This window comes from Bowmanella yangjiangensis, from assembly GCF_018531185.1.
Lineage (GTDB): Bacteria > Pseudomonadota > Gammaproteobacteria > Enterobacterales > Alteromonadaceae > Bowmanella > Bowmanella yangjiangensis.
The window spans coordinates 1,359,797-1,380,340 of the sequence record NZ_JAHDJU010000001.1 but is presented as its reverse complement, the minus strand read 5'-3'; the positions used below and the strand labels follow the sequence as shown (position 1 = coordinate 1,380,340).

Here is a 20,544-nt window from a genome sequence, read left to right as displayed (position 1 = left end):
GAGAGCCTGGTGCAAAAGCTGCAGCTATTGGCCAAACGCGCCATCCCTGCCCTGATATTGCTGTACATCAGCACCCTGCTGGCGCAAAGCGCCCATCCCTTGCTGATTAAATGGTCCAGCCAACTCAGTTATCTGCCGTTGATCGCGCTGGCGATTGCCGGCCTTATCGCATTGCAGTTTTCCCGCAGTCGTATGGCGCTATTCAGCCTGATGCTGATGCTACCTTACGCCGCCCAGTTGTGGCCCGAGATCACCTGGCTGCACTTACAGGCCCCGCCACTGTCTTTACTGCTGATGGCCTGCATGGTGTGGCTTATCTGGGATAAAGACCGCGGATTTGCACTACCCAATGCATTATTGAGTGTCGCCCAGATAAGTCTGGCTGCGGTTGTTATTTATTTTGTATTCCAGCAACTTAGTGCTCAACCACTGGATTGGCTGGCAAATCTAATTGCCTGGCTTCCGCAGCACCATCTGTCGGCCTTCAGCCCGTTGGAAACGGGGCTATATGCAGGCTTACTGATTATAGCCCTTGTCCGGGTTGTACTAAATCCAAGCAACAACCATTGTGCGCTGTTTGTCAGTCTGTTGCTGCTGCCCATGTTGCAATATCCCGGTAAACAACAACTTTTAGTCGGGCAGTTAGCCATAGTCGCAATAGCCATCGTGTTCTTAATCGGCGTGATCATGGACAGCCACAATATGGCTTTTCGTGATGAGTTAACCGGTATCCCTTCACGTCGCGCCTTAATGCAATATGTGCAAACCCTGGGCAAAAAATACGTTGTGGTGATGGCGGATATTGACCACTTTAAGTCATTTAATGATACCTATGGCCATGATGTGGGCGATCAGGTACTGCGCCTTGTTGCCAGCCGTATGACCCGAGTTACCGGCGGAGGCAAAGCCTTTCGTTACGGTGGTGAGGAATTTACTATTATCTTCCCACGCAAAGAGCCTGGCGAGATTAAGGCCCATCTTGAAGCCCTGCGCGAAGACATTGCCAATTACCAGATGGTGATCCGAAGCCCGGACCGTCCGGCAAAGAAAACCAAACAAACCGCTCAGTCTCGCCGCAAGGCCAAGCAAAAACCCGCGACTTCATCAGGCAAGCAAAGCGTGCAGGTGACCTGTAGTTTCGGCGCAGCGCAGCGCAGTCAAACCAGTAGCGAGTTTATGGCCGTAATGAAACAGGCCGACCTGGCCTTATATGACGCAAAAAAAGCCGGTCGGAACTGTGTCAAGATTCGCGCCTGAATCAGGGCGCGGGGTTTTTAGGGCTGTCAGAAACAGCAAAATAGCGGGACAAAAACTCGGCCTGCAAGCCTATACTCGCTGCCCAGTATGGCCAGTTGTGACCTCCAGGCTGTTCAATGTAAGTGTGAGCAATGCCTTTATCCAATAAAGCCTGATGCAAACGCCGGTTGGCAGCCACAAAGAAATCTTCCACACCGCAATCTACAATCAAGGCCAGGTTATGTTGTTTAAAGCCGTCAATCCTATTAATGATGGCTTTTTGCATCCAGACATCCTGATGCACCAATGGATCCCCGAATACCTCATTGAGTCCCCATTTGCCTTCAAAGCCACGAGGATCAACACCACCACTGGTGCTGCCAGCGGCAATAAACTGCGTGGGATAAGCCAGCGCAATATTCAACGCGCCGAATCCGCCCATACTCAACCCTGTGATAGCCCGGCCACTTCGCTGAGCTAAGGTACGATAATGACTGTCCAGGTAGGCAGGTATCTCCTCACCAATATAGCGCTGGTAGTTACTGTTGGGTTTAAACGAGCTGTCCACATACCAGCTGTTGATATTGCCGTCCGGCATCACAATCAGCATCTGATGTTTATCGGCCAGGGCTTCAACCTCTGTGCGCTCGGCCCAGTTTTTATAGTCACCACCATGGCCATGCAACAGATATAACACCGGGTAAGATTTAGTAGAATCTTTGTAACTGTCAGGCAGCACCAAAGTGGCTTTATGGGCTTTAGCCATACTCTGACTGGGGATCTCTACAACCTCAACCTCATATGCCTGCGCCGCTGAAAACCACAGGCCTGCCAAAAATACCGCGGAATGTTTGAATAAGGTTTTCTTCATATGACAACTCCTTGTTGCAGTGAAATTACAGCAATTCCTTAGCATAACTTTCGGTATGTATATCCAGCACTTCAACCGATAACGAAAGCTGGGTCAGATTCAATGCCATGACCCTTGCCAAGACCGCATTGCTTAAGCGGCTTTTCTGCTCATCAGTCCGGCCGGATAAAATTCGCAGGCTGATATGAATAAAATCCGCAACTTGATCCCCAACCAAATAGTAATCACAGGCTAGAGCACGGCTTTTAATGGCGGAGGGCGTAAACAAATCGGAGTCTACGGCGCCCTGATAAACAGCCTGTAATATGCTTTCCGGCATAATACGGGCTTCTAAAGCCTTGGAATATTCAACAATACAATGCGGCACGTGGAGATCTCAGGTCGAAAAACGGAGCCACAACATAAATCCAATGACAGCGTTTGGCAACTGACATAAGCTGTACGGCCGCGGATCAAAAATCAAACAATTAGGATCGCTATGCCGCAGCTGGAAAAACTTCGCCACGCCCTAGGTCGTCACTTACAAATGGACGATTCTGCCTGGCATGCCGCCAGTGAACTGTTCAAAATCAAACCCTGGCAGGCCGGTGAACATATTTTCCGCGCCGGTGAAACACCCAGACGCCTGTATTTTATTCTCGAAGGCTTTGGTCGTTACTACTACCTGACACCACAAGGCAAAGAGTGCAATAAGTCGCTGACCCGTCCTGGCAGTCTGTTTGCCAGTATGCACAGTTTGATCGCTAATCAACCCAGCCCATTTTCCACTCAGGCGCTAACTGACAACTTCACCGCCTGTATCAGTTACCGTGACATGACAAAACTGGCGGACAATTACAGCGCTTGGAATCATTTAACCCGCATGTTGCTGGAAGGGCTGGCAATAAAAAAAGAGCGCCGTGAAGCCAGCTTTTTAATGCAGGACGCGCAGCAGCGCTATCAGGGATTCTTGCGTGAATACGGCAACGACGCCCAGCATTTCCCCCTCTATCAAGTCGCCCGGTACTTAGGTATTACCGATGTCGCACTGTCTCGCATTCGCGCCCGTATGGGCTTAACCGAGGTTAAGGAAAGCGCCTGAGGTCGTTGGCATACTGAGTCCTGTTTATCATTAAACGGGCAATTAAAATGCGAAGACTGTTACCCCCACACTTGTTTATGCTGTTGGCATTCGCCATGCTCCCCCTTTGTTATGTATTCGAGGGGCCTCACTGGCTGTCCTACCCTGTCAATCTCATCGGCATTCCGCTGCTGATTGGCGGTCTGGCCATCGCCGCTTGGCATAAAAGGTTGTTTGCCCGTCAGCACACCAATGTTCAGACTTTTGGTCAGCCGGATAAACTCATTCAGTCCGGCCTGTATCGCTATAGCCGTAACCCCATGTATCTGGGCATGCTAGTGAGTTTAAGCGGCGCGGCGCTACTTTGCTTTTCCTCCCCAATTGCCTGGGTATTAGTAGGTATATTCTTTATGGCATTGCAGTATTGGTATGTGCCTTTTGAAGAGAAGCAAATGGTCATCCGGTTTCAACAACAATACCAGGCCTATTGCCGACAAACGCGACGCTGGTTTTAGCCACACCAAAAAAGCAAAAGAATCAGTAGGTTATAACACTAAGACAAGGTAACAACCTTGCCTTATCCAAGATACTCAGAACGCCCGGTGAAAACTCAGGTGCTGATACGTTGCCAGAAGCTAATATCGACCGACTCAGGGTCGAGCTGCTCCACCATTGCCAACGTTATCACATTTTCCATCCACATAGCACAGACCTGCTCGGCACGCGCCTGACTGTCTGCCAGCGCCAAATCCACATAGTGACCTTCCGGGCCTTTAAGCAGAAAATGCCCCAGAATCCCTTCCTGGCGAGACATAAACTCTTTGGTTACACGGGCATGACTGGCCAGCAACTGCGCTTCGCTCCCCCCCTGTTTAAGCTTAAAGCATGCCCATTCCAGACCGACAAACGAACTAAAATTTAGTGAATTCATTATTTCTCCTTAGTTGTGGAGAAAGCAGCTTAAGGTAGGTCTACTGACAGCCTTGTGTCAGTGGCTTAAACGCGTTTACCGACTAAATAATCAGGCAGGGAAATATGCTCGGGCACAGGCGAATTGGTTTGTGCTGACTCCAGGATAAGCAATTTGTCCACACGAAAATCACGATAGGCACTACGCAGAAAGCACCAGGCGCCCAAGGTCCATTTACCGCCCCAGTAAAACAGCCCTAAGGGCAAAATTTGTCGGTTGCTTCGCTGGTCTGAGAGGGACAGATATTGAATAACTAATTGCTGGCCATCGGCAATGGCCTGATAAAGCTTATCCCAAACATCAAAGTGGGCTCCCTGTACTGACTCTTCGGGCACTCGCACAAAGCGCCTGTCAGCTACTTGCCGCGTATGCGCTGTCGGAACCGCCGCCTCAATTTTCACCTGCAACGATCGGGCTGCCAGCCCTAACTGATGCCCTGAACGTGATGCCACTAACTTAACGCCTAGCATCAGTGCTTCCAGCTCCTGTGGGCTGAGTGTCAGTGGCGGCAGTTCAAAACCCTCTACTAGCTGATACCCCACGCCAGCTTCCCCATATACTGGGATGCCAGCCAACGACAGGTCATCCATGTAACGGTAAATAGTGCGTACCGATAATCCCATACGCTCAGCCAGCTGTGCCGCAGTGATGGGCTGATGGGTACGCAGCAAATGAGTGAGCTGAAAAAGCCGGTCGGATTTGTGCATCATGATAACGAGGACGCCAATGTATGGCTGGCATAATGCCATAAATCACTATTGGTGGAGATAGCTTTGACCCTATTGGTCCTTGGCGCGAATTAGATTGCCGAGCGAAGACTCTCTTTCTCATATCCCGGTATCATTCAAATACTGGGAGGTACCGCTTACTTGAATGGCTGATGAATGGCTGGCCCTTCCCCCTGATTAATATGCATCCTTTTACTATTTATCATTCATCCAAATCGTCAGTTTGTTTTGTCCAAGCGAATAATCCGTATATACCACATCAGCCCCATGTCCATCTGCAATACCTTTTAATGTTTCGAACTCTCTTTCTCCCAGATTCAACTCTAATTTACTGGAATAATAACAAGCAGAAAAAAACTGCTCAGTTGTCCAATCTGGTGGTAACTGCTTTGAGTTAATAGCCATAGCATGGCTCATATTTGATACTTCTGGAGAATACACATCGAGCTCTTCAAACTCAATTTTAAAAGCCACCAACCTATTAACCATGCAATCCTTGCTGTTTTCATCGGCAAGTAAAACCAGCTTTTTAGCGGGCGAACAACCGACCAAAATCAACAATAAAAAAACAATTACAACGCGCATTCCAAAACTCTCTATTTACATTTGTTCAATTTTGATATTTTGCACGACCAATACCATCCAGTAGCAGCTATTTACCTATTTTCTCGCCGAGGCAGATAACTTAACCACAATAACGCCATGATGAAAAAGGATACAGCACCACCACCGCCGGATGAATCTGTCGATACAGGCGGTTGAGTCGTGGCTTTTGCGACCGTAACCTGCACCTCGCTTTGCGCGGTATTGCCGTTGCTATCAGTCACCTGGTAGGTGAACTTATCCGTACCACTGAATCCGGCATTGGGTGTATAGCTATAGCTACCGTTTGCATTCAGGGTCAAAGCGCCGTTGCTGGTTGTTTGCATGACGGTATAGGTCAGTGTATCGCCGTCAATATCCTGATTGGCTAATTGCCCTTGATAGGCTGTTCCTGCTTTTGTACTTACTGTCTGTGCTTGTGGGCGGGGCGGATCATCAACGGCTTGCACGACAAAGGTAAGCGTTTCGGTTTTGCTAGCACCCAGTTTATCGGTTAGCACCAGTGTTGCCTGGGTTTCACCGAAAAAGTCAGAGCTAGGGGTAAACTGTATTCTGTGTTCGCCAAGAAGCTCCAGGAGCCCTTGCAGGCCTGAGACATCGCCTAATAATAGCGTTACCTCTGAACCTTCGTCATTACTGACATCCAAAGTAAAGGTTGTGGAAGTGTCTTCGTCGAGCACAAATTGGGTAATCTCGAGGCTAGGCGCCAAATTCTCAGCCTTGACCTCAATTGACACCCTTCCTTGGCTCTTGGCACCTTTATCATCAAGCACTTCAACGTCAAAATAATCTGCGCCAACAAAGTCGTTATTCGGCGTGTACTCAAACGCGCCCTCCGGACTTACCGTTACCTGACCATATTGAGGGGCTTTAGACAAACTAAAGTTTATTACGTCTTGCTCTGCATCAGATGCCGTAAGCTGTCCTGTCAGCGTTGAGTTTTTCACTGTCACTCCTGTCATCGGTGACATCACAGGCGCGTCATTGACCGGCAAAACGTCAACCGTTAACTCGTACTCATGGAAATTACCATGCTCATCAGACAGCTTAATAGACAGGGTATCCGAGCCAGAAAAGTTCGCATTAGGTGTATAGCTGAGTGATTTTTGCTCTGGCAAGAATTCCAAGCTCCCTGAATTAGGGGTAACAAGAACCTCAACATCAATACTATCCCCTTCCTTATCTGCTCCAGACAAGTCCCAAGTATATCTGTTATCCTCTTCAAGGGAGATAGACAAATCCAACAATTCTGGAGCTTGGTTAAATTGCCAAACTGCAACCTCATGTATGTTAGATACCAGAACATTATTTGTATCTTGATCATCTCTATCTTGGAAGATCAAATCAGCAAACCCTCCCTTCTTACTTACGACAAGTTCTAAATTTCCATCGGGTCTTATCTCGTATATATCTGTAGAACTGTCTGGGAATCTTTTTGCATTCTGAACAATTAGATATCCATCAAACAAAAAAGGCAAAGCGTAAATTTGACCATCTTGCTCTAGTACAACTTCAAGTTCAAAAGCATCATTAATACGGTAAATCACTGATGAAAAATTTGAATTTTCAAGAAAATTAACAGAGAAATATCTTCCTGAACTCACCAAAGAACCATTTCCCATTACAGGAAAACTATTTGTAGACTCAGGCAGCTTAACCGAGTTAACTAAACTAATTTCCGAATAGTCATCATTAAATTCAAAAAATTTCAACTGCTTTTCATCAGACCAAAGCATAACCATCAAGAATAATCGATCTGAAAATTCTAAAAACCTGTAATCTCCTCTTGCGACAAGAGATAAAAATTCATCATCAGATACAATATCTAAAGGAGTTTCCAATATCGAATAATCCGACTCAACATTATATCTTTGTATACCTGACTTTCCACATAAAGAAAACAAATAAGACTTAAAAACAACAGATCTATAGGATTCAAGATAATACTGACAATCGTGACGAACAGAAACTAATTCACTTAGACTACCAGTCTCTATATCACCATAACTCTTCGTTTTATAATAATCCATAGCTAGAATATTACCATTAGAATATCGCAGACTAGGAACTTGGCGAAAATCCAATATGTTATCAACTATCTTTATTTCACCCTTTGAGTCTGCAAGACTCAAAACATGAAGATTTCTTGACTTTTGCACATACTGTTTTCCATTTTTAAAGAAAGCACTTCGAACAATTCCGCCTTGATTAAAGTATAGTTTTGTTTCTCTTTCAGCCAAATATATTTCAAAAACACCAATATCATCGGAAACTCCAGCAAACCCATCGGATGTTTTAACTATTCTTCTAATATAATTATCTGGAAAATGAATATCTGGCAGTGCAATTTCACCAACGATATGGGTCTCACCCGAACTTAGCACTCTAATGGCAATAACAGAATCACCAACAAGGTAAACATTACTGTCATCGACAACAATTTTCCTATCCATATAATCAAGATTAAACTCGCTATAAAGCAAATTAAATTCATTTTCCTTAATAGAGTAAGAGCTCAGAATCCCTTGATACCTATTAAAAACAACAATATTATCCTTCCTTATAAATCTAACTTCCTCACCATAATAAAAAACGGATTCAAACTCATGAAAAACTTCAGTGTAATCATCATTATGCACACCCACTTTCAAATACCTAAGTGAGTTACTCACATCTTCATGGCTACGGACAAAGTCAGATAAATAGATATTCCCATCTTCATATTTAATATTACACTCGTATATAAATTGAATAGAAGTATCTACGTTTTTATAACCAGTAACTTCATACTTCCCTTTAGATTTCTTTACCGTATATAAACTAAACTCTGCGTCATTGGAATAGGCTTTTCTACCCAATATATAAAACTCTTCATTTGCTGAGGTAATACATGAATTATCAGAAAATCCTTGCTCAATACTAAAAATCAGCACCAACTCTCCAGATGCATCTATAGAATAGACTTCAGTTGCATTAATAGTGAGCACTACAAGTTCATCTTTAAATTTCCCTAGCCCGGTAATAAAATCCATCTCATAAGTAGATACCGGCGTCGAGTTTTCTGTAAGACGTCGGTCAAAAACATCAACATGGCTAGAAGATGATGCAATAAGAAAGTTTCCAATGCTCACCACATTCTCATATTCTGCAGTTCCCCAACGACCTTTCTCCACGAACGAAAAGGGCTGTGTAAAAGCTGTAAATGACGATAAACAGATAAGCAGGCCCAGCGCCAGGCCTAAAAAAGAAAGGCGCGTTAACATCCCTGTACTCCCTTTGAAGGTATAGATTTATTTTTATACACAGAAGTTATATAGCCTTGAGGTTATTTTGTGAACAGAAAGTTTTGGATAGCGAGGACGTTGGAAAGGGGTTGCCCTGGGCGTAAAAGGTAATATTCCAGAGCGATAGATAAGATGGCCGGCTAGCGTTGCTTCATCGCCGCTACGGCCAGGCCGGAGCCGATAAAGGTCACCCCTGCTCCAATATTCAGGGCGTTTACCACTTTGGGGCGGGCCTGCAGCCAATGGCTAAGCCGGGCTGCAAAGATCCCCATTAAGGCAAATCCAACGGCGGTTAACAGGGCAAACCAAGCGCCATAAACCAGCATCTGTGCAGTAACAGAACCGAGTTCAGGGTTTACAAACTGGGGCACAAAGGCCAGTACAAACATGCCGGGTTTAGGATTCAGCGCGGCGGATAAAAAGCCTGTACTGAAGATGGTGGTCAGTGACTGCTTTTTTACCGGCTCTAAGCTAAACAGGCTGCGTGAGCGAAGTACCTTAATCCCCAGCCAAATCAGATAAGCGGCCCCGACAATCTTCACCGCGTAGAACGCCAGAGCCGAGGTTTTAATCAGCAGAGTCAAACCAAAGGTAGCGGCCAGCACATGAAAAAGGATCCCAGTACCGGAAGATAAACCAGAAAAAATCGCCGCCAACTTGCCCTGACTCAAACCGCGGCCAATGGCGAGCAGATTATCCGGGCCAGGAGACAGTACCAATAAAATACAAGCCAGACTGTAGGTCAGCCACACATCGATGGGAAACATCATACCTTCCTTGTTAATGAATAGATTGGGTGGACCTTTTGAATAGGGATTTGGTTCCCGCGTTATGCTCAACCATCCACCTATGCTTCATATTCAGGGCTAGAGCGTAGGGCAAAGCCCACCCGAAGCAAACTAGCTTAGCTCAGTAAGATAAGAGATTCTTAGGGGCATAAAAAAGGCGCCTTTGGCGCCTTTCTATTGTCTCTTAGCGGTTCAGTTTAACCTTTTTGGTAGTACTGATTTGCGCATGAATTCTGCGGTTCGCTTTATGCGCCGCTTCATTATCGGCGTTGTCCAGTGGGCGGCTCTCACCGTAACCAACAGTTTGAATGCGATCAGCCGTGATACCGTATTGTTCCACCAGCAGACGTTTCACCGCATCAGCACGACGCTCAGAAAGTGTCTGGTTATAGGCCTCAGTTCCGACCAATGAAGTGTGGCCTTCAATAGTCACGCGGGTATCTGGATACTGCTGCATAAAGTCAGCAAAGTTCTTTACCTGTTGAGACTGCGGATTGGCAATTTTGTAGCTGTCATGAGCAAACAACATATCCAAGGCGCTGGAAACGGTTTTCTCATCAAAGACAGTACAACCAAAAGCATCCACTCTGTCTGTGCTTGGCGTATTGGCACAGCGATCCTGACTGTCGTTTACACCATCACCATCGCTATCCACCTCAGCCACGGTCTGAGCAGCAGAATTCGCACCAGCGCTGCTGCCACTGCTATTGCCGCCAAAGGTGTAAGCCAGGCCCAGTTTCACGCCAAAATCAGTGAAGTCCTGACCGAAGTCATAATAAGCTGCCGCTTCAGTAACCAGTTTCCAGTCCTGGCTCAGATCCCAGTGACGACCCAGGCCAAAGTTCACCAGACGGTAGTTCTCACCCAGATTCTGGTGCTTAAAACCAGCAAACAGGTAGGTTTGCTTTTTATCAAAATAATGCAAAGCATCGATACCAAAACGATCGCCATCACGATCGTTCAGGCCAGACTCGGAATCAAAATTCAAACGAGACCATTCCAAGCGGGCGCCCCACTCAGGGGTAAAACGAAAACCTAATTCGGCACCAAACCCGGACGCATCCTCAAAATTATCCATAGCGTTGGGTTTGTCGTTATCAACTTTATAGTACTCACCAAAGCCTGCAACCCAGGCACCGTACTGCGGTGCTTCCTGAGCAAGCAAGCTGGAAACAGGTAACAGACTAAGCAATGCAGCCTTAACAATGGCGTTCAATTTCATGATGATCCCTTTACAGTGCGCGTAATAAGCAGAAATACCAATTAACCAAGCCGGTATCAGCCTCTGTTGTAATAATTTTCGTGCAAAAAACCGACAAACCGAAAAATTCGGCGCGAGATTGTATCAAAGCTGACCACTAGAAGGGAAATAATTACAAATCAATAAGTTGTACATAACGTCTGCAGCGTCAGAAAGACGGTCTCAAAAAGCGCAAAAGACGATATTTTGAGCTATTCGTGCAACCCCTTAGCAAACACAACGCCTTTCCCATTCAAATGAACTTGGCTACCATAGCGCCCCTTCAGTTCGGAAACATAAGATGCAACTACTTCACGCCACTTTGTATGATCAGCCTCTGAGTCTGGAAATTCGCGATAACCAGCAGTATCTGAGCTATTCAGGTACGGTAGTCAGCACATCGTCTCATGAAGAACTGACCGAGCATCATTTTGTCGCTGCCAATGGCGTAAGGGTAGCACTGCAACTGACCATGCTTGCCGGTACCCCAAAGATGCGTTACCAGCTGAGCCTGGATGGTGAGGAGGTGCAAAGTGAGGAGTTTTTGCTACCTTCGGAGCCAGCCAGCAAAGGAACCATTGGCCTACTGGCGCTGGGGTTTAAGCTGTTTAAAAGTGCCAAGGTGGTGAAAGCTGCTCTGGCTGCTGCCTCTGTGGCTGGCTATAGCTGGCTGTTTAGTATCGAGTTTGCCCTGGTGTTAGTTGCCTGCCTGGTTGTACATGAATATGGCCATGTGCGGGCTATGCAATATTTCGGCATCAAAACCAAAGGCATTTACCTTATCCCCTTTGTTGGCGGGCTGGCGCTGTCTGATGACAAACTTACCACCCGCTGGCAGGACGTGGTGATTTCCATCATGGGACCGGTATTTGGATTGCTGATGTCGCTGGGTTGTCTGCTGCTCTATGCCCTGACCGGCCAGGAGCTTTTTGCCGGGGCGGCAGTCATAGGCTCATTGTTAAATCTGTTTAACCTGCTGCCTATCCTGCCTTTGGATGGCGGCCATGTGATCAAAAGCATCAGCTTTTCCATGCGCTCCTGGCTGGGCTTGAGTGTGTGTATCGCAGGTATGGCGCTGGGACTGGGTATTGCATGGATATTCGGGCTGGCACTGCTGGTTTTCTTCATCTTCTTTGGCGCGATTGAAATCTTGCTCGAATGGCGCACCCGCCACCAATCTGTGTTAGTTCCTTTGGACAGCTATGGCCGGATATTTTCCGCGCTCTGGTACATACTGACACTGGCCGGCCATGTTGCGGTGATTTACGCCTTTGCCGATGCAGAGCATCCTATTTTGCAGTTGCCCATGCAAATCCTGGCGAACTGATCGCAAAGGCCACTTCGGCCATCCCATTTTGAACTTAGTGCATGACATACAGCAAGGCATTGAACATCTATGACATTTGAAGCGTTAGGCCTGACACCGGCCCTGCTGCACAGATTGGCAGAACTCGGCTATCAAACCCCCACCGAGATTCAAAAGCTCGCCATTCCCGTGGTACTTTCTGGAAAAGATTTACTCGCCTCCGCGCAAACGGGCACGGGTAAAACCGCAGGTTATGCGCTGCCGGTTATTCAACGCTTACTATCAGGCCCCAGTGTACGGGCTAATCAGACCCGAGCACTGGTTCTGGTGCCGACCAGAGAACTGGCCATCCAGGTCAGCGACAATATGAAATCCTACGCCGGACAAAACCGTTTAAAAGTGCTGGCGGTATACGGCGGGGTGAAAATTAACCCGCAGATGCAGGCGCTGCGCTCAGGCTGCGACATTTTGGTGGCGACACCAGGGCGTTTGCTGGACTTACACCAATGCAATGCTATCGGTTTTAAACAGCTGCAGATTCTGGTGCTGGATGAAGCTGACCGTATGCTGGACCTGGGATTTTTACCTGAGGTAAAAAGGGTGTTGCACCTGCTCCCGGGTAAGCGCCAAAGCCTAATGTTGTCGGCAACCTTTTCAGAAGATATCCGCCAGCTGGCCGCCACCTTATTACAGGCCCCAGAGGAAGTATCGGTTCACCCGTCCAACAGCGCAGCAACAGAAGTTGAACAGTGGCTGATTCCCGTTGATAAGGCGCGAAAAAATGCGCTGCTGATTACCCAAATCCAGCAACATAACTGGCAGCAGGTCTTGGTGTTTTGCCGCACCAAGCAAGGGGCGGATCGCCTGACCAAAAACCTGACGGCGCAGCAAATCTCTGCCGCCGCTATTCACGGCGACAAAAGCCAGGGTGCCCGAATCCGTGCGCTCAACGATTTCCATCAGGGTAAAGTAAGGGTGTTGGCAGCGACCGATTTGGCCGCACGCGGACTGGATATCAAACAATTACCCGTCGTGGTCAATCTCGATCTGCCACATATCACCCAGGATTACGTGCATCGCATTGGCCGGACAGGTCGCGCCGGTGTCGCCGGTCAGGCGATCTCTTTGGTATGTGCTGAAGAGTTTGCTGAGCTAAGTGCCATCGAGCGGCTAATAGGCCAGCTAATCCCGCGTCAGCCCGTGGCGGATTTTGAACCCAAACAGCCCTTACCTGAGTCCAAGCTGGACTTACGCCCCCTGAAACCGAAAAAGCCCAAGAAGCCAAAGAAACCTAAAATCCCAAAACCAGAGTAGACGCGCAGATCACAGGCCACTTTCGCTTCATTTGGGCGATGAATTCGTATTCATTGCCCAAAATCTAGACAACCGGCTTTCCGTACTCAATATTGGCAGTAAGTTTGTTGGGTAAATGCGTATAGGCGACAAGTGAAACACATGCTGCGGTGGGGCGTCCTCTTAACGACGGTATGGCTGATTAGTCTGACTGGCCATACACAAGAGCTTACGGCTGGTGATTACCAGGAGCCCTATCGTCCTCAGTGGCACTTTTCCCCGCCATCCGGCTGGATGAATGATCCCAATGGCCTGGTCTATCACCAGGGTGAATATCACCTGTTTTACCAGTATTATCCCGATGCCACCCGCTGGGGCCCAATGCATTGGGGTCATGCCGTCAGTCGAGATTTAGTACATTGGCAACATCTGCCAATCGCACTGGCACCTGATGAGAAGGGCTATATATTTTCCGGTAGTATCGTGGCAGACACCCTTAATACCAGCGGTCTGGGTAAAGATGGGGTTATCCCTTTGGTCGCCCTCTTTACCTACCATGATCCAAAAGCAGCAGCACAAAACACTCGTAACCATGAATCACAAGGACTGGCTTTTAGCCTGGACAATGGCCGTAGCTGGCAAAAGTATGCCAACAACCCGGTCATACCCAACCCTGGCGAAACCCAGGATTTCCGTGATCCTAAGGTATTCTGGCATGCACCCAGTCAGCATTGGGTCATGGCATTATCGGTGACAGATCATGTGCAGTTCTGGCGCTCAAAAAATCTGATTGATTGGCAGTATCAAAGTAGTTTTGGCAAGGGACTGGGCGCCCAAGGCGGTGTATGGGAGTGCCCAGATCTGCTGCCCTTTACCCTGCCCGGCTCTGATCAGACCCACTGGGCACTGCTGCTGAACCTAAACCCCGGCGGCCCACAAGGGGGTTCGGGGATCCAATATTTTATCGGTGATTTTGATGGTAAGACCTTTTCTCTGGATCCGGACTTTGCCAACACCTTGCAGTCCCAGGAGGCCGTATGGCTTGACCATGGTGCTGATAACTATGCCGGCGTAACCTGGTCAGGGGTAGAAGACGGGCGCACCCTATTTATTGGCTGGATGAGCAACTGGTTGTATGGACAACAGCTCCCAACGCATCCCTGGCGAAGCAGTATGACTATGCCAAGAACGCTGGATATGGTCAGTACCGCACAAGGACTAAGGCTTAAATCTCGTCCAGTTGCAGAACTGGAATCCCTGCGCCAGCCCTTATCCCTGACTGAACATCGTGAGGCCAACCGCCTGACCATGCAAAGTCAAACCGACATCATGCAATCGGAATGGTGGTTTGAATTCAGGCTGCCTGAGCAGGAAAGCATCCTTGAACTTATCTTCAGCAATGAATTGGGCGAAAAGCTAGTGCTGGGGGTAGATAAAGGACAGTTTTACATCGACCGCTCTCAAGCTGGACGCGCGGATTTTTCTGAGGTGTTTGCCTCCAGGCATAGGGCACCGCTGACAATCTCAGACAACGCGTTGTCAATCAGACTGTTTTTGGATCACAGCGCCGTGGAAGTCTTTGTCAATGATGGACAACTTAGTATGACCGAAAGGTTTTTCCCTACGCGCCCTTACACATCCTTAAGTATTTCTGGTCGTGCTGAACTTAAGCAAAAGCAAAGCTACAAGTTGGCGAGTATTTGGTAATGAGGTTGAACTAAGGCAATCACCTTACCCTACCGAGCCTTAACGGGCTGTCTAATCAGTCTCTCTCGGTTATCTTGTCGCCACCGAAACGCCAACACGTCATATTTCGGCAATATAACTGTCATCCTATGGTCATTTCACCACGGTTAGATTTTGTTCTCTAAAAACAACAGCATGAGAACACGAATGACACTAAAACACGCGCTACTCACCTTAACCTTAATGTCGATACTGACAGGCTGTTCGCTGGATGGCGACGATGGCAGCCAAGGGCCTGCCGGCACACCGGGTCAGGACGGTACCCCAGGTCAGGATGGTAATGCAGGTAAAGATCTGCCCAGAGACCTGAACATTGACGTGGTTGGGCGTTTCAACACCGGCATCTACGGCAAGTCTGCGGCTGAAATCGTGCAGTTTCACGTTGCCTCTAAATCGGCGTTTGCCATTAATGCCGCCGACAACCACATTGAAGTTATTTCACTGGTCAGCCTGCCCACTGCCGCTGTAGGCAGTCCGGTGAATGACAGCAGTCTGTCATCCACCGCCTTTACCTTCCCGGATACCGTGTCAGTAAAAAATTCGGCAGGCACAACTGTAAATCTTCTTCTGGGTGAAGCTAATTCCATTGCCATTTATGATGACATTCTGGCCATTGCCGTGGCCGGTAAAGAGAAAACCGCCACAGGTGCAGTCTTATTCTACACCCTGGATGGCACAGGTCAGGGCAGTTTCGTAAAAGCCGTCGCGGCCGGTGCATTGCCGGATATGCTCACCTTTACGCCGGATGGCAGCAAGCTTCTGGTTGCCAATGAGGGAGAGCCCGACACGGATTACAACCTTGATCCCGAGGGTTCTATCAGTGTCATCAGCATGACTGGCGGCACGCCCGCCGATCTGGCAGATGAGATCAACCTCAGCACAGATATGACCTTCAGTTCGGATCTTCTCAGTGCTGAAGATTACGATACGGATGCTAAACGTCGCAGTTTACTTAGCGCCAGCGGGGTTAAGTTTGCCGGTCCACTCGGCACCACAGTGGCACAGGACCTAGAGCCAGAGTACATTGCCGTTGCCGCGGATAGCAAAACCGCTTATGTATCACTGCAGGAAGCAAATGCCATTGGTATCTTGGACCTGACTAAGATGAGCATTGAAGTCAAAGCACTGGGCCTTAAAGACTGGGGGTTATACGGCATTGACTTTACCAATGAAGATGAAGTGGCATCGTTCAGAACCCTCCCCAATGTATACGGTATGTTCCAGCCGGACAGCATCGCCACGTATAGCTGGAATGGCGCGACCTTTATCCTGTCGGCTAATGAAGGGGACTCCAGAGACTGGGATGCCTATTCAGAAGATATCCGGGTGAAGGATATTGTCGACCCGGACAAATTCAACCTGACATTCTCCACCGCATTACAGGCGCTATATGATGAAACCGGCGGTAAAGACGGTCTGGGACGTCTGAAGGTGACTTCCGCCAGGCTCGATCCCAATAACGACGGAGTCGTGGAAAAACTCTACGCCTATGGTGCTCGCTCTTTCTCAATCTGGGATCAAAACATTAACCTGGTATTTGATTCTGGTGACGATTTTGGCCGAATCAGTGCCGCCGTGTTAGGTAACAACTTCAACAGCGCCCATACTGAGAATAAGGGTGACAACCGCTCAGACGATAAAGGCGGTGAACCTGAGGCCATTGATGTGGGTGAAATTGAAGGCCGCACTTATGCCTTTATTGGCCAGGAGCGTTCCGGCGACTTGTTTGTTTATGATGTTACCAACCCATTTCAGGCAGCCTTTGTTGCCCATTACAATAATCGTAATTTCGATGTCGATTTTGAACTGGATGACGACTTGGATAATCCCTGCGATGAAGGCGAAGGCATGGATTGTAGTGAAGTACCCAATGCAGGCGATCTAGGACCGGAAAGTATCAAGTTTATCAGTGCAGAGCACAGCCCCAACGGCAATCCACTTCTGCTGATAGGTAACGAAGTCAGTGGTTCTGTAACGGTTTATCAAGTCACTGAAAAATAACCACCCAAAAGGCCAACAGCTTGCTGGTCTGTTGGCCTTACCGTACACCGCTTTGATACACTTAGGCCCAGAATGTTATGGTTTTGGGTTTTCTCTCGCTTGGATAACGATCTCAAATTACAGGCACAGCAACGTCTTCAGTATTGTCATCAGCTAGCTGAACAGCAATTACAGCGGCGTTTTCCCTTGCCCACCCTGAGCTTTGACCAACGCGGTCGAATTGCCGGCAGCGCTCGCCTGCAAAGTAACCATATTCGTTTGAATGCCGTGTTATTGGCGGACAATCCAGATGAATTTATGCATGAAGTGATCCCCCATGAATTCTGCCATTTACTGGTTTGGCAGTTGCATGGGCGAGGCTCACTATTTGGACGGGTGCGTCCACATGGCCCGCAGTGGAAAGGCCTGATGAAGTCTTTGTTTAACCTCAATGGCTCATCTACCCATCGAATGGATATCAGCAAAGTGGCAGGGCGGCAATTTCCTTATCATTGTCAGTGCGGCCCTGTGCAACTGTCAATTAGACGCCACAACCGCATTCAAAAGGGCGTTGTCTATCATTGTCGCCGCTGCCAACAAGCCTTGGTGGCGACACACCATTAAGCTTGATTCAACGACTAGGACAGAGATTTCAGACGGTTCTTGGCTTCAATCCACTGCGCCATATATTGGGTACTTTTAAGGCTGTGATGACGCAGCATGCTGCCAAAGAAATTAGCCTGACGCAGTGCCTCCAGATTGCTCGCAACATGCTCCATACAGGCCAACAATCTGGGGCCGTGCTCCGCCTGAGAAAAGCGCGCTGGTAACAATTGACCAGCATATTCGCTTAGCACCTGCCATTGTGCTTTATGTTGATAGAGACCAATGGCCTGCTCAGCAAAGGCCTGGGCATCATCTGCCACCAGCAATCCAGGCGGTAGCGCGCCATACATGCCCTCTGCCCCTACACTGCTGGTTACCGCCGGCGTTTTACACAACGCCGCATCGATCAACTTGCCCTTTAATCCTGCCCCAAATCGCAGCGGAGACAGCATCACTCTCGCCTGCCCGACGACGCTCAGCGCGTCTTCGGCCCAGCCTTTAACAAGAAAACCTTGTTTTGGATTATGCAAAGCCGTTGCTTTGGGTGGCGGATAAGCACCATAAACATGCAACTCTGCCTGCGGAAGTTGTTGACGAATAAGCGGCCAGATCTGCTCTTTCAAATACAGCACGGCATCCCAGTTAGGTGCATGACGAAAGTTGCCAATACTGACAAAGTGTTCGCGCTGTTCAAACTCCAAAGTTTTAAGCACAGACATTTGCCCTTGCATAAAGGGACAGTAATGCAGAATCTCAGCCGGAATATTGAAGACATCACGCAGCAAAGACCATTCAAATTCGGAAATAACCAGGGTGATGTCACAACGTAAAATGGCGGCGATTTCACGCTTAGCCAGCTCATTGTATAAATGCGCGTTGCTCAGTTCCTCACCTTGTTTAACTGCCATATGCCTGGCATGGCGGAGAAAATGCAGGTCTTCGGAGTCAAGAATACGCAAGGCACCGGGACAATATTGCTCCACCCGCCAGCCAAATTGTTCTTCCATCATAAAGCGGTCGAACATCACCACATCCGGGTTAAGATGGCGAATGTAATCATCAAAAGACGCGCAGTTAAGGCTCAGAGTAACCGCCTCTACGCCCAGCTCAGCCAAGTCTACCGCATGCTGGCTGCTTTCTGCAGCCGAACCATACACCACCTGATAGCCGGCCGAACGAAACACAGATAACAGTTGTAACATGCGGCTGCCGGCAGCCGAAGAATTAGGCTCTGGCCACACATAGCCAATCACCAACAAGGTTTTACTATTGCCCGGCAAGATACATCTCCACTCTGTTTCGCCCTTGATGCTTAGCGTGATACAGCAGTCTATCAACCTTTTGCAGCAGTATCTCTACCGGCGTACCATCTGCCTGCATCGCGCCAATACTCACCGTGATATTGTGGGTAGTTCCATTGACACTAATTCCCTGCAACTCCAGAGTACTGCGCAGTCTTTCCAGGGCTTGGCCAGCCTGCTCAATACTGACGCCAGGCATCAGCAGGGCAAACTCTTCTCCACCAATACGGGCCAGCACATCAATTTGTCGTAGCTGCTTTTGTAGTAATGCCGCCACCCCCGCTAACACCCTGTCTCCCACAATGTGGCCATGCTGGTCATTGATTCTTTTAAACCAATCCAAATCCATCAGAGCCACAACGTATTGAATGCCAGTGCGCTCACAGCGCTGGCGTTCCTCTTCCAGCCGACGCATAAAATGCACCCGGTTGTATAAGCCAGTGAGGTCATCATGGATGGCTTTTTCACGCCAGAATGCCTGAATTCGATTGGCGTCATTCAGCTCTTGCTGATGTAGCATTACCGCCAGCGATACTAAAGCAATGCAGAATACAAAAGACATCAACAATACAATGCCAGCGTTTTGCTCCGCCAGTGCGAAGGGGCCGAGATCCATTGATGCCATCATTAGAGAGGTTATGACACTCAACATAAGCGCTATACCCAAATGATAAGGACAGCCACGCAGTGCAATGAAGGTCAGTAATGGGAATATCAAATAAATCACACCGGGCAGCCATAAAAATGCCACCACCACGGCCAATAATGCACACAACTGAACAAGCAGAATTGATTTTGGCCAGCTCAACGCCTTCCATGAAAGGTTTTGCAGGCTCAGGTACAGGGGATAAACCAACAATACTCCCAGGCTATCAGCCAGAAACAACGCTTGGAAATAGTCCATTCCTTGCTCGAGTCCGATATAGCCCCCCCACCAAAGGTTGACGCATAGCAGCAGCGAGGTCATTCCCATTGGCACAATACAAGCGAACAGAACAAAAACTGCCACATCCCAGCTTTTACGCAGGCCTTGCGGTAAAAATCGCTGTACTAAAAAGGCAGTGAAAGCAGATGACAATGTATCGATGAAGGCTGCCACAACGGCATGATATGCGCCGTGATTTAACATAGCGGCATCCATCTGGGGCAGGTTGGCAGCCAGACTGGCAATAAATACGAAAGGAATTGCCAGCAAACCGGTACGCATAAACATTATGAGTCCGATACCGGAAGGCAGCCATAACAAGCTGATGTTGCCGGGAGGAAGGGACAAGATGGTCATGCCCAACAACGCGGTCAAGTAGTAGCAGACGGCCGCAGATAGCAACCATTTGAGTCGAGGAAACTTCAGAGTACCACCTTTCAAAACAAGAGAAATTTGGCGGACAAGCCCTTCCCTGATACCTGACGACATATTTAAGTGTAATGGCACCTTGCCATAGCTGCCAATACCAGCAAAGAGGTATTTGAAAAACCAAGAAAACTTTTTACATCTTTTTTGTTATAAATTTGCTTTGCTGGCGACTAGCATA

18 protein-coding genes are annotated in these 20,544 nt (G+C 48.2%); 8 read left to right on the top strand and 10 right to left on the bottom strand.

What is annotated here, in order from left to right; all coding sequences use genetic code 11:
- Window positions 1-9 precede the first annotated feature (9 nt).
- Window positions 10-1,257: a GGDEF domain-containing protein gene (locus tag KJY73_RS06205; protein ID WP_214341478.1), complete on the top strand. Its 1,248-nt coding sequence runs from the start codon at window positions 10-12 to the stop codon at window positions 1,255-1,257.
- 1 nt (window position 1,258) lies between these two features.
- On the opposite strand, the gene KJY73_RS06200 is transcribed toward KJY73_RS06205, so the two are convergent.
- Together KJY73_RS06200 and KJY73_RS06195 are read right to left on the bottom strand one after the other, a co-directional pair.
- Complete coding sequence (locus tag KJY73_RS06200; protein WP_214341475.1) at window positions 1,259-2,107, bottom strand: alpha/beta hydrolase; 849 nt, start codon at window positions 2,105-2,107, stop codon at window positions 1,259-1,261.
- Between the two features lie 25 nt (window positions 2,108-2,132).
- Window positions 2,133-2,474: a 5-carboxymethyl-2-hydroxymuconate Delta-isomerase gene (locus KJY73_RS06195; protein WP_214341465.1), complete on the bottom strand. Its 342-nt coding sequence runs from the start codon at window positions 2,472-2,474 to the stop codon at window positions 2,133-2,135.
- Between the two features lie 111 nt (window positions 2,475-2,585).
- Here KJY73_RS06195 and KJY73_RS06190 point away from each other — a divergent pair, with 111 nt between their 5' ends.
- Both KJY73_RS06190 and KJY73_RS06185 read left to right on the top strand, forming a co-directional pair.
- Entirely contained in the window at window positions 2,586-3,188 is a 603-nt protein-coding gene (locus KJY73_RS06190) for a Crp/Fnr family transcriptional regulator (protein WP_214341462.1), read from the top strand.
- Between the two features lie 47 nt (window positions 3,189-3,235).
- Complete coding sequence (locus tag KJY73_RS06185) at window positions 3,236-3,682, top strand: methyltransferase family protein (protein WP_214341459.1); 447 nt, start codon at window positions 3,236-3,238, stop codon at window positions 3,680-3,682.
- A 95-nt stretch (window positions 3,683-3,777) separates the two neighbouring features.
- On the opposite strand, the gene KJY73_RS06180 is transcribed toward KJY73_RS06185, so the two are convergent.
- The 6 genes from KJY73_RS06180 to KJY73_RS06155 form a co-directional block, all read right to left on the bottom strand.
- Window positions 3,778-4,098, bottom strand: coding sequence for a hypothetical protein (locus KJY73_RS06180; RefSeq protein WP_214341456.1), 321 nt, complete (start codon window positions 4,096-4,098; stop codon window positions 3,778-3,780).
- Between the two features lie 65 nt (window positions 4,099-4,163).
- Complete coding sequence (locus KJY73_RS06175) at window positions 4,164-4,847, bottom strand: helix-turn-helix transcriptional regulator (protein ID WP_214341453.1); 684 nt, start codon at window positions 4,845-4,847, stop codon at window positions 4,164-4,166.
- 213 nt (window positions 4,848-5,060) lie between these two features.
- The gene (locus KJY73_RS06170; protein WP_214341450.1) at window positions 5,061-5,450 is read right to left on the bottom strand and encodes a hypothetical protein; all 390 of its coding nucleotides are present in this window, start codon (window positions 5,448-5,450) and stop codon (window positions 5,061-5,063) included.
- A 71-nt stretch (window positions 5,451-5,521) separates the two neighbouring features.
- Window positions 5,522-8,731 (bottom strand): Ig-like domain-containing protein, encoded by a 3,210-nt coding sequence (locus KJY73_RS06165; protein ID WP_214341448.1) that lies wholly within the window; start codon window positions 8,729-8,731, stop codon window positions 5,522-5,524.
- A gap of 161 nt (window positions 8,732-8,892) precedes the next feature.
- A complete protein-coding gene (locus tag KJY73_RS06160) occupies window positions 8,893-9,522 on the bottom strand; it encodes a LysE family translocator (RefSeq protein WP_232848407.1) in 630 nt (209 codons plus the stop codon).
- 202 nt (window positions 9,523-9,724) lie between these two features.
- On the bottom strand, window positions 9,725-10,762 hold the full coding sequence (locus KJY73_RS06155; RefSeq protein ID WP_214341446.1) for an OmpA family protein: 1,038 nt from the start codon (window positions 10,760-10,762) through the stop codon (window positions 9,725-9,727).
- Between the two features lie 319 nt (window positions 10,763-11,081).
- Here KJY73_RS06155 and KJY73_RS06150 point away from each other — a divergent pair, with 319 nt between their 5' ends.
- The 5 genes from KJY73_RS06150 to KJY73_RS06130 all read left to right on the top strand — a co-directional run bounded on the left by KJY73_RS06150 (window position 11,082) and on the right by KJY73_RS06130 (window position 17,729).
- Window positions 11,082-12,107, top strand: coding sequence for a site-2 protease family protein (locus KJY73_RS06150; protein ID WP_214341444.1), 1,026 nt, complete (start codon window positions 11,082-11,084; stop codon window positions 12,105-12,107).
- Between the two features lie 69 nt (window positions 12,108-12,176).
- Window positions 12,177-13,400, top strand: a complete 1,224-nt coding sequence (locus KJY73_RS06145) for a DEAD/DEAH box helicase (RefSeq protein ID WP_214341442.1) — start codon at window positions 12,177-12,179, stop codon at window positions 13,398-13,400.
- Window positions 13,401-13,541: 141 nt separating this feature from the next.
- Window positions 13,542-15,086: a glycoside hydrolase family 32 protein gene (locus tag KJY73_RS06140; RefSeq protein ID WP_214341440.1), complete on the top strand. Its 1,545-nt coding sequence runs from the start codon at window positions 13,542-13,544 to the stop codon at window positions 15,084-15,086.
- A 186-nt stretch (window positions 15,087-15,272) separates the two neighbouring features.
- Window positions 15,273-17,126 (top strand): choice-of-anchor I family protein, encoded by a 1,854-nt coding sequence (locus tag KJY73_RS06135; protein WP_232848406.1) that lies wholly within the window; start codon window positions 15,273-15,275, stop codon window positions 17,124-17,126.
- A 72-nt stretch (window positions 17,127-17,198) separates the two neighbouring features.
- A complete protein-coding gene (locus KJY73_RS06130) occupies window positions 17,199-17,729 on the top strand; it encodes a SprT family zinc-dependent metalloprotease (protein WP_214341436.1) in 531 nt (176 codons plus the stop codon).
- A gap of 14 nt (window positions 17,730-17,743) precedes the next feature.
- On the opposite strand, the gene KJY73_RS06125 is transcribed toward KJY73_RS06130, so the two are convergent.
- Complete coding sequence (locus KJY73_RS06125; RefSeq protein ID WP_232848405.1) at window positions 17,744-18,991, bottom strand: glycosyltransferase; 1,248 nt, start codon at window positions 18,989-18,991, stop codon at window positions 17,744-17,746.
- The gene (locus tag KJY73_RS06120; RefSeq protein WP_269813741.1) at window positions 18,978-20,426 is read right to left on the bottom strand and encodes a GGDEF domain-containing protein; all 1,449 of its coding nucleotides are present in this window, start codon (window positions 20,424-20,426) and stop codon (window positions 18,978-18,980) included. The genes KJY73_RS06125 and KJY73_RS06120 overlap by 14 nt, the downstream gene beginning before the upstream one ends.
- Window positions 20,427-20,544: the final 118 nt, after the last annotated feature.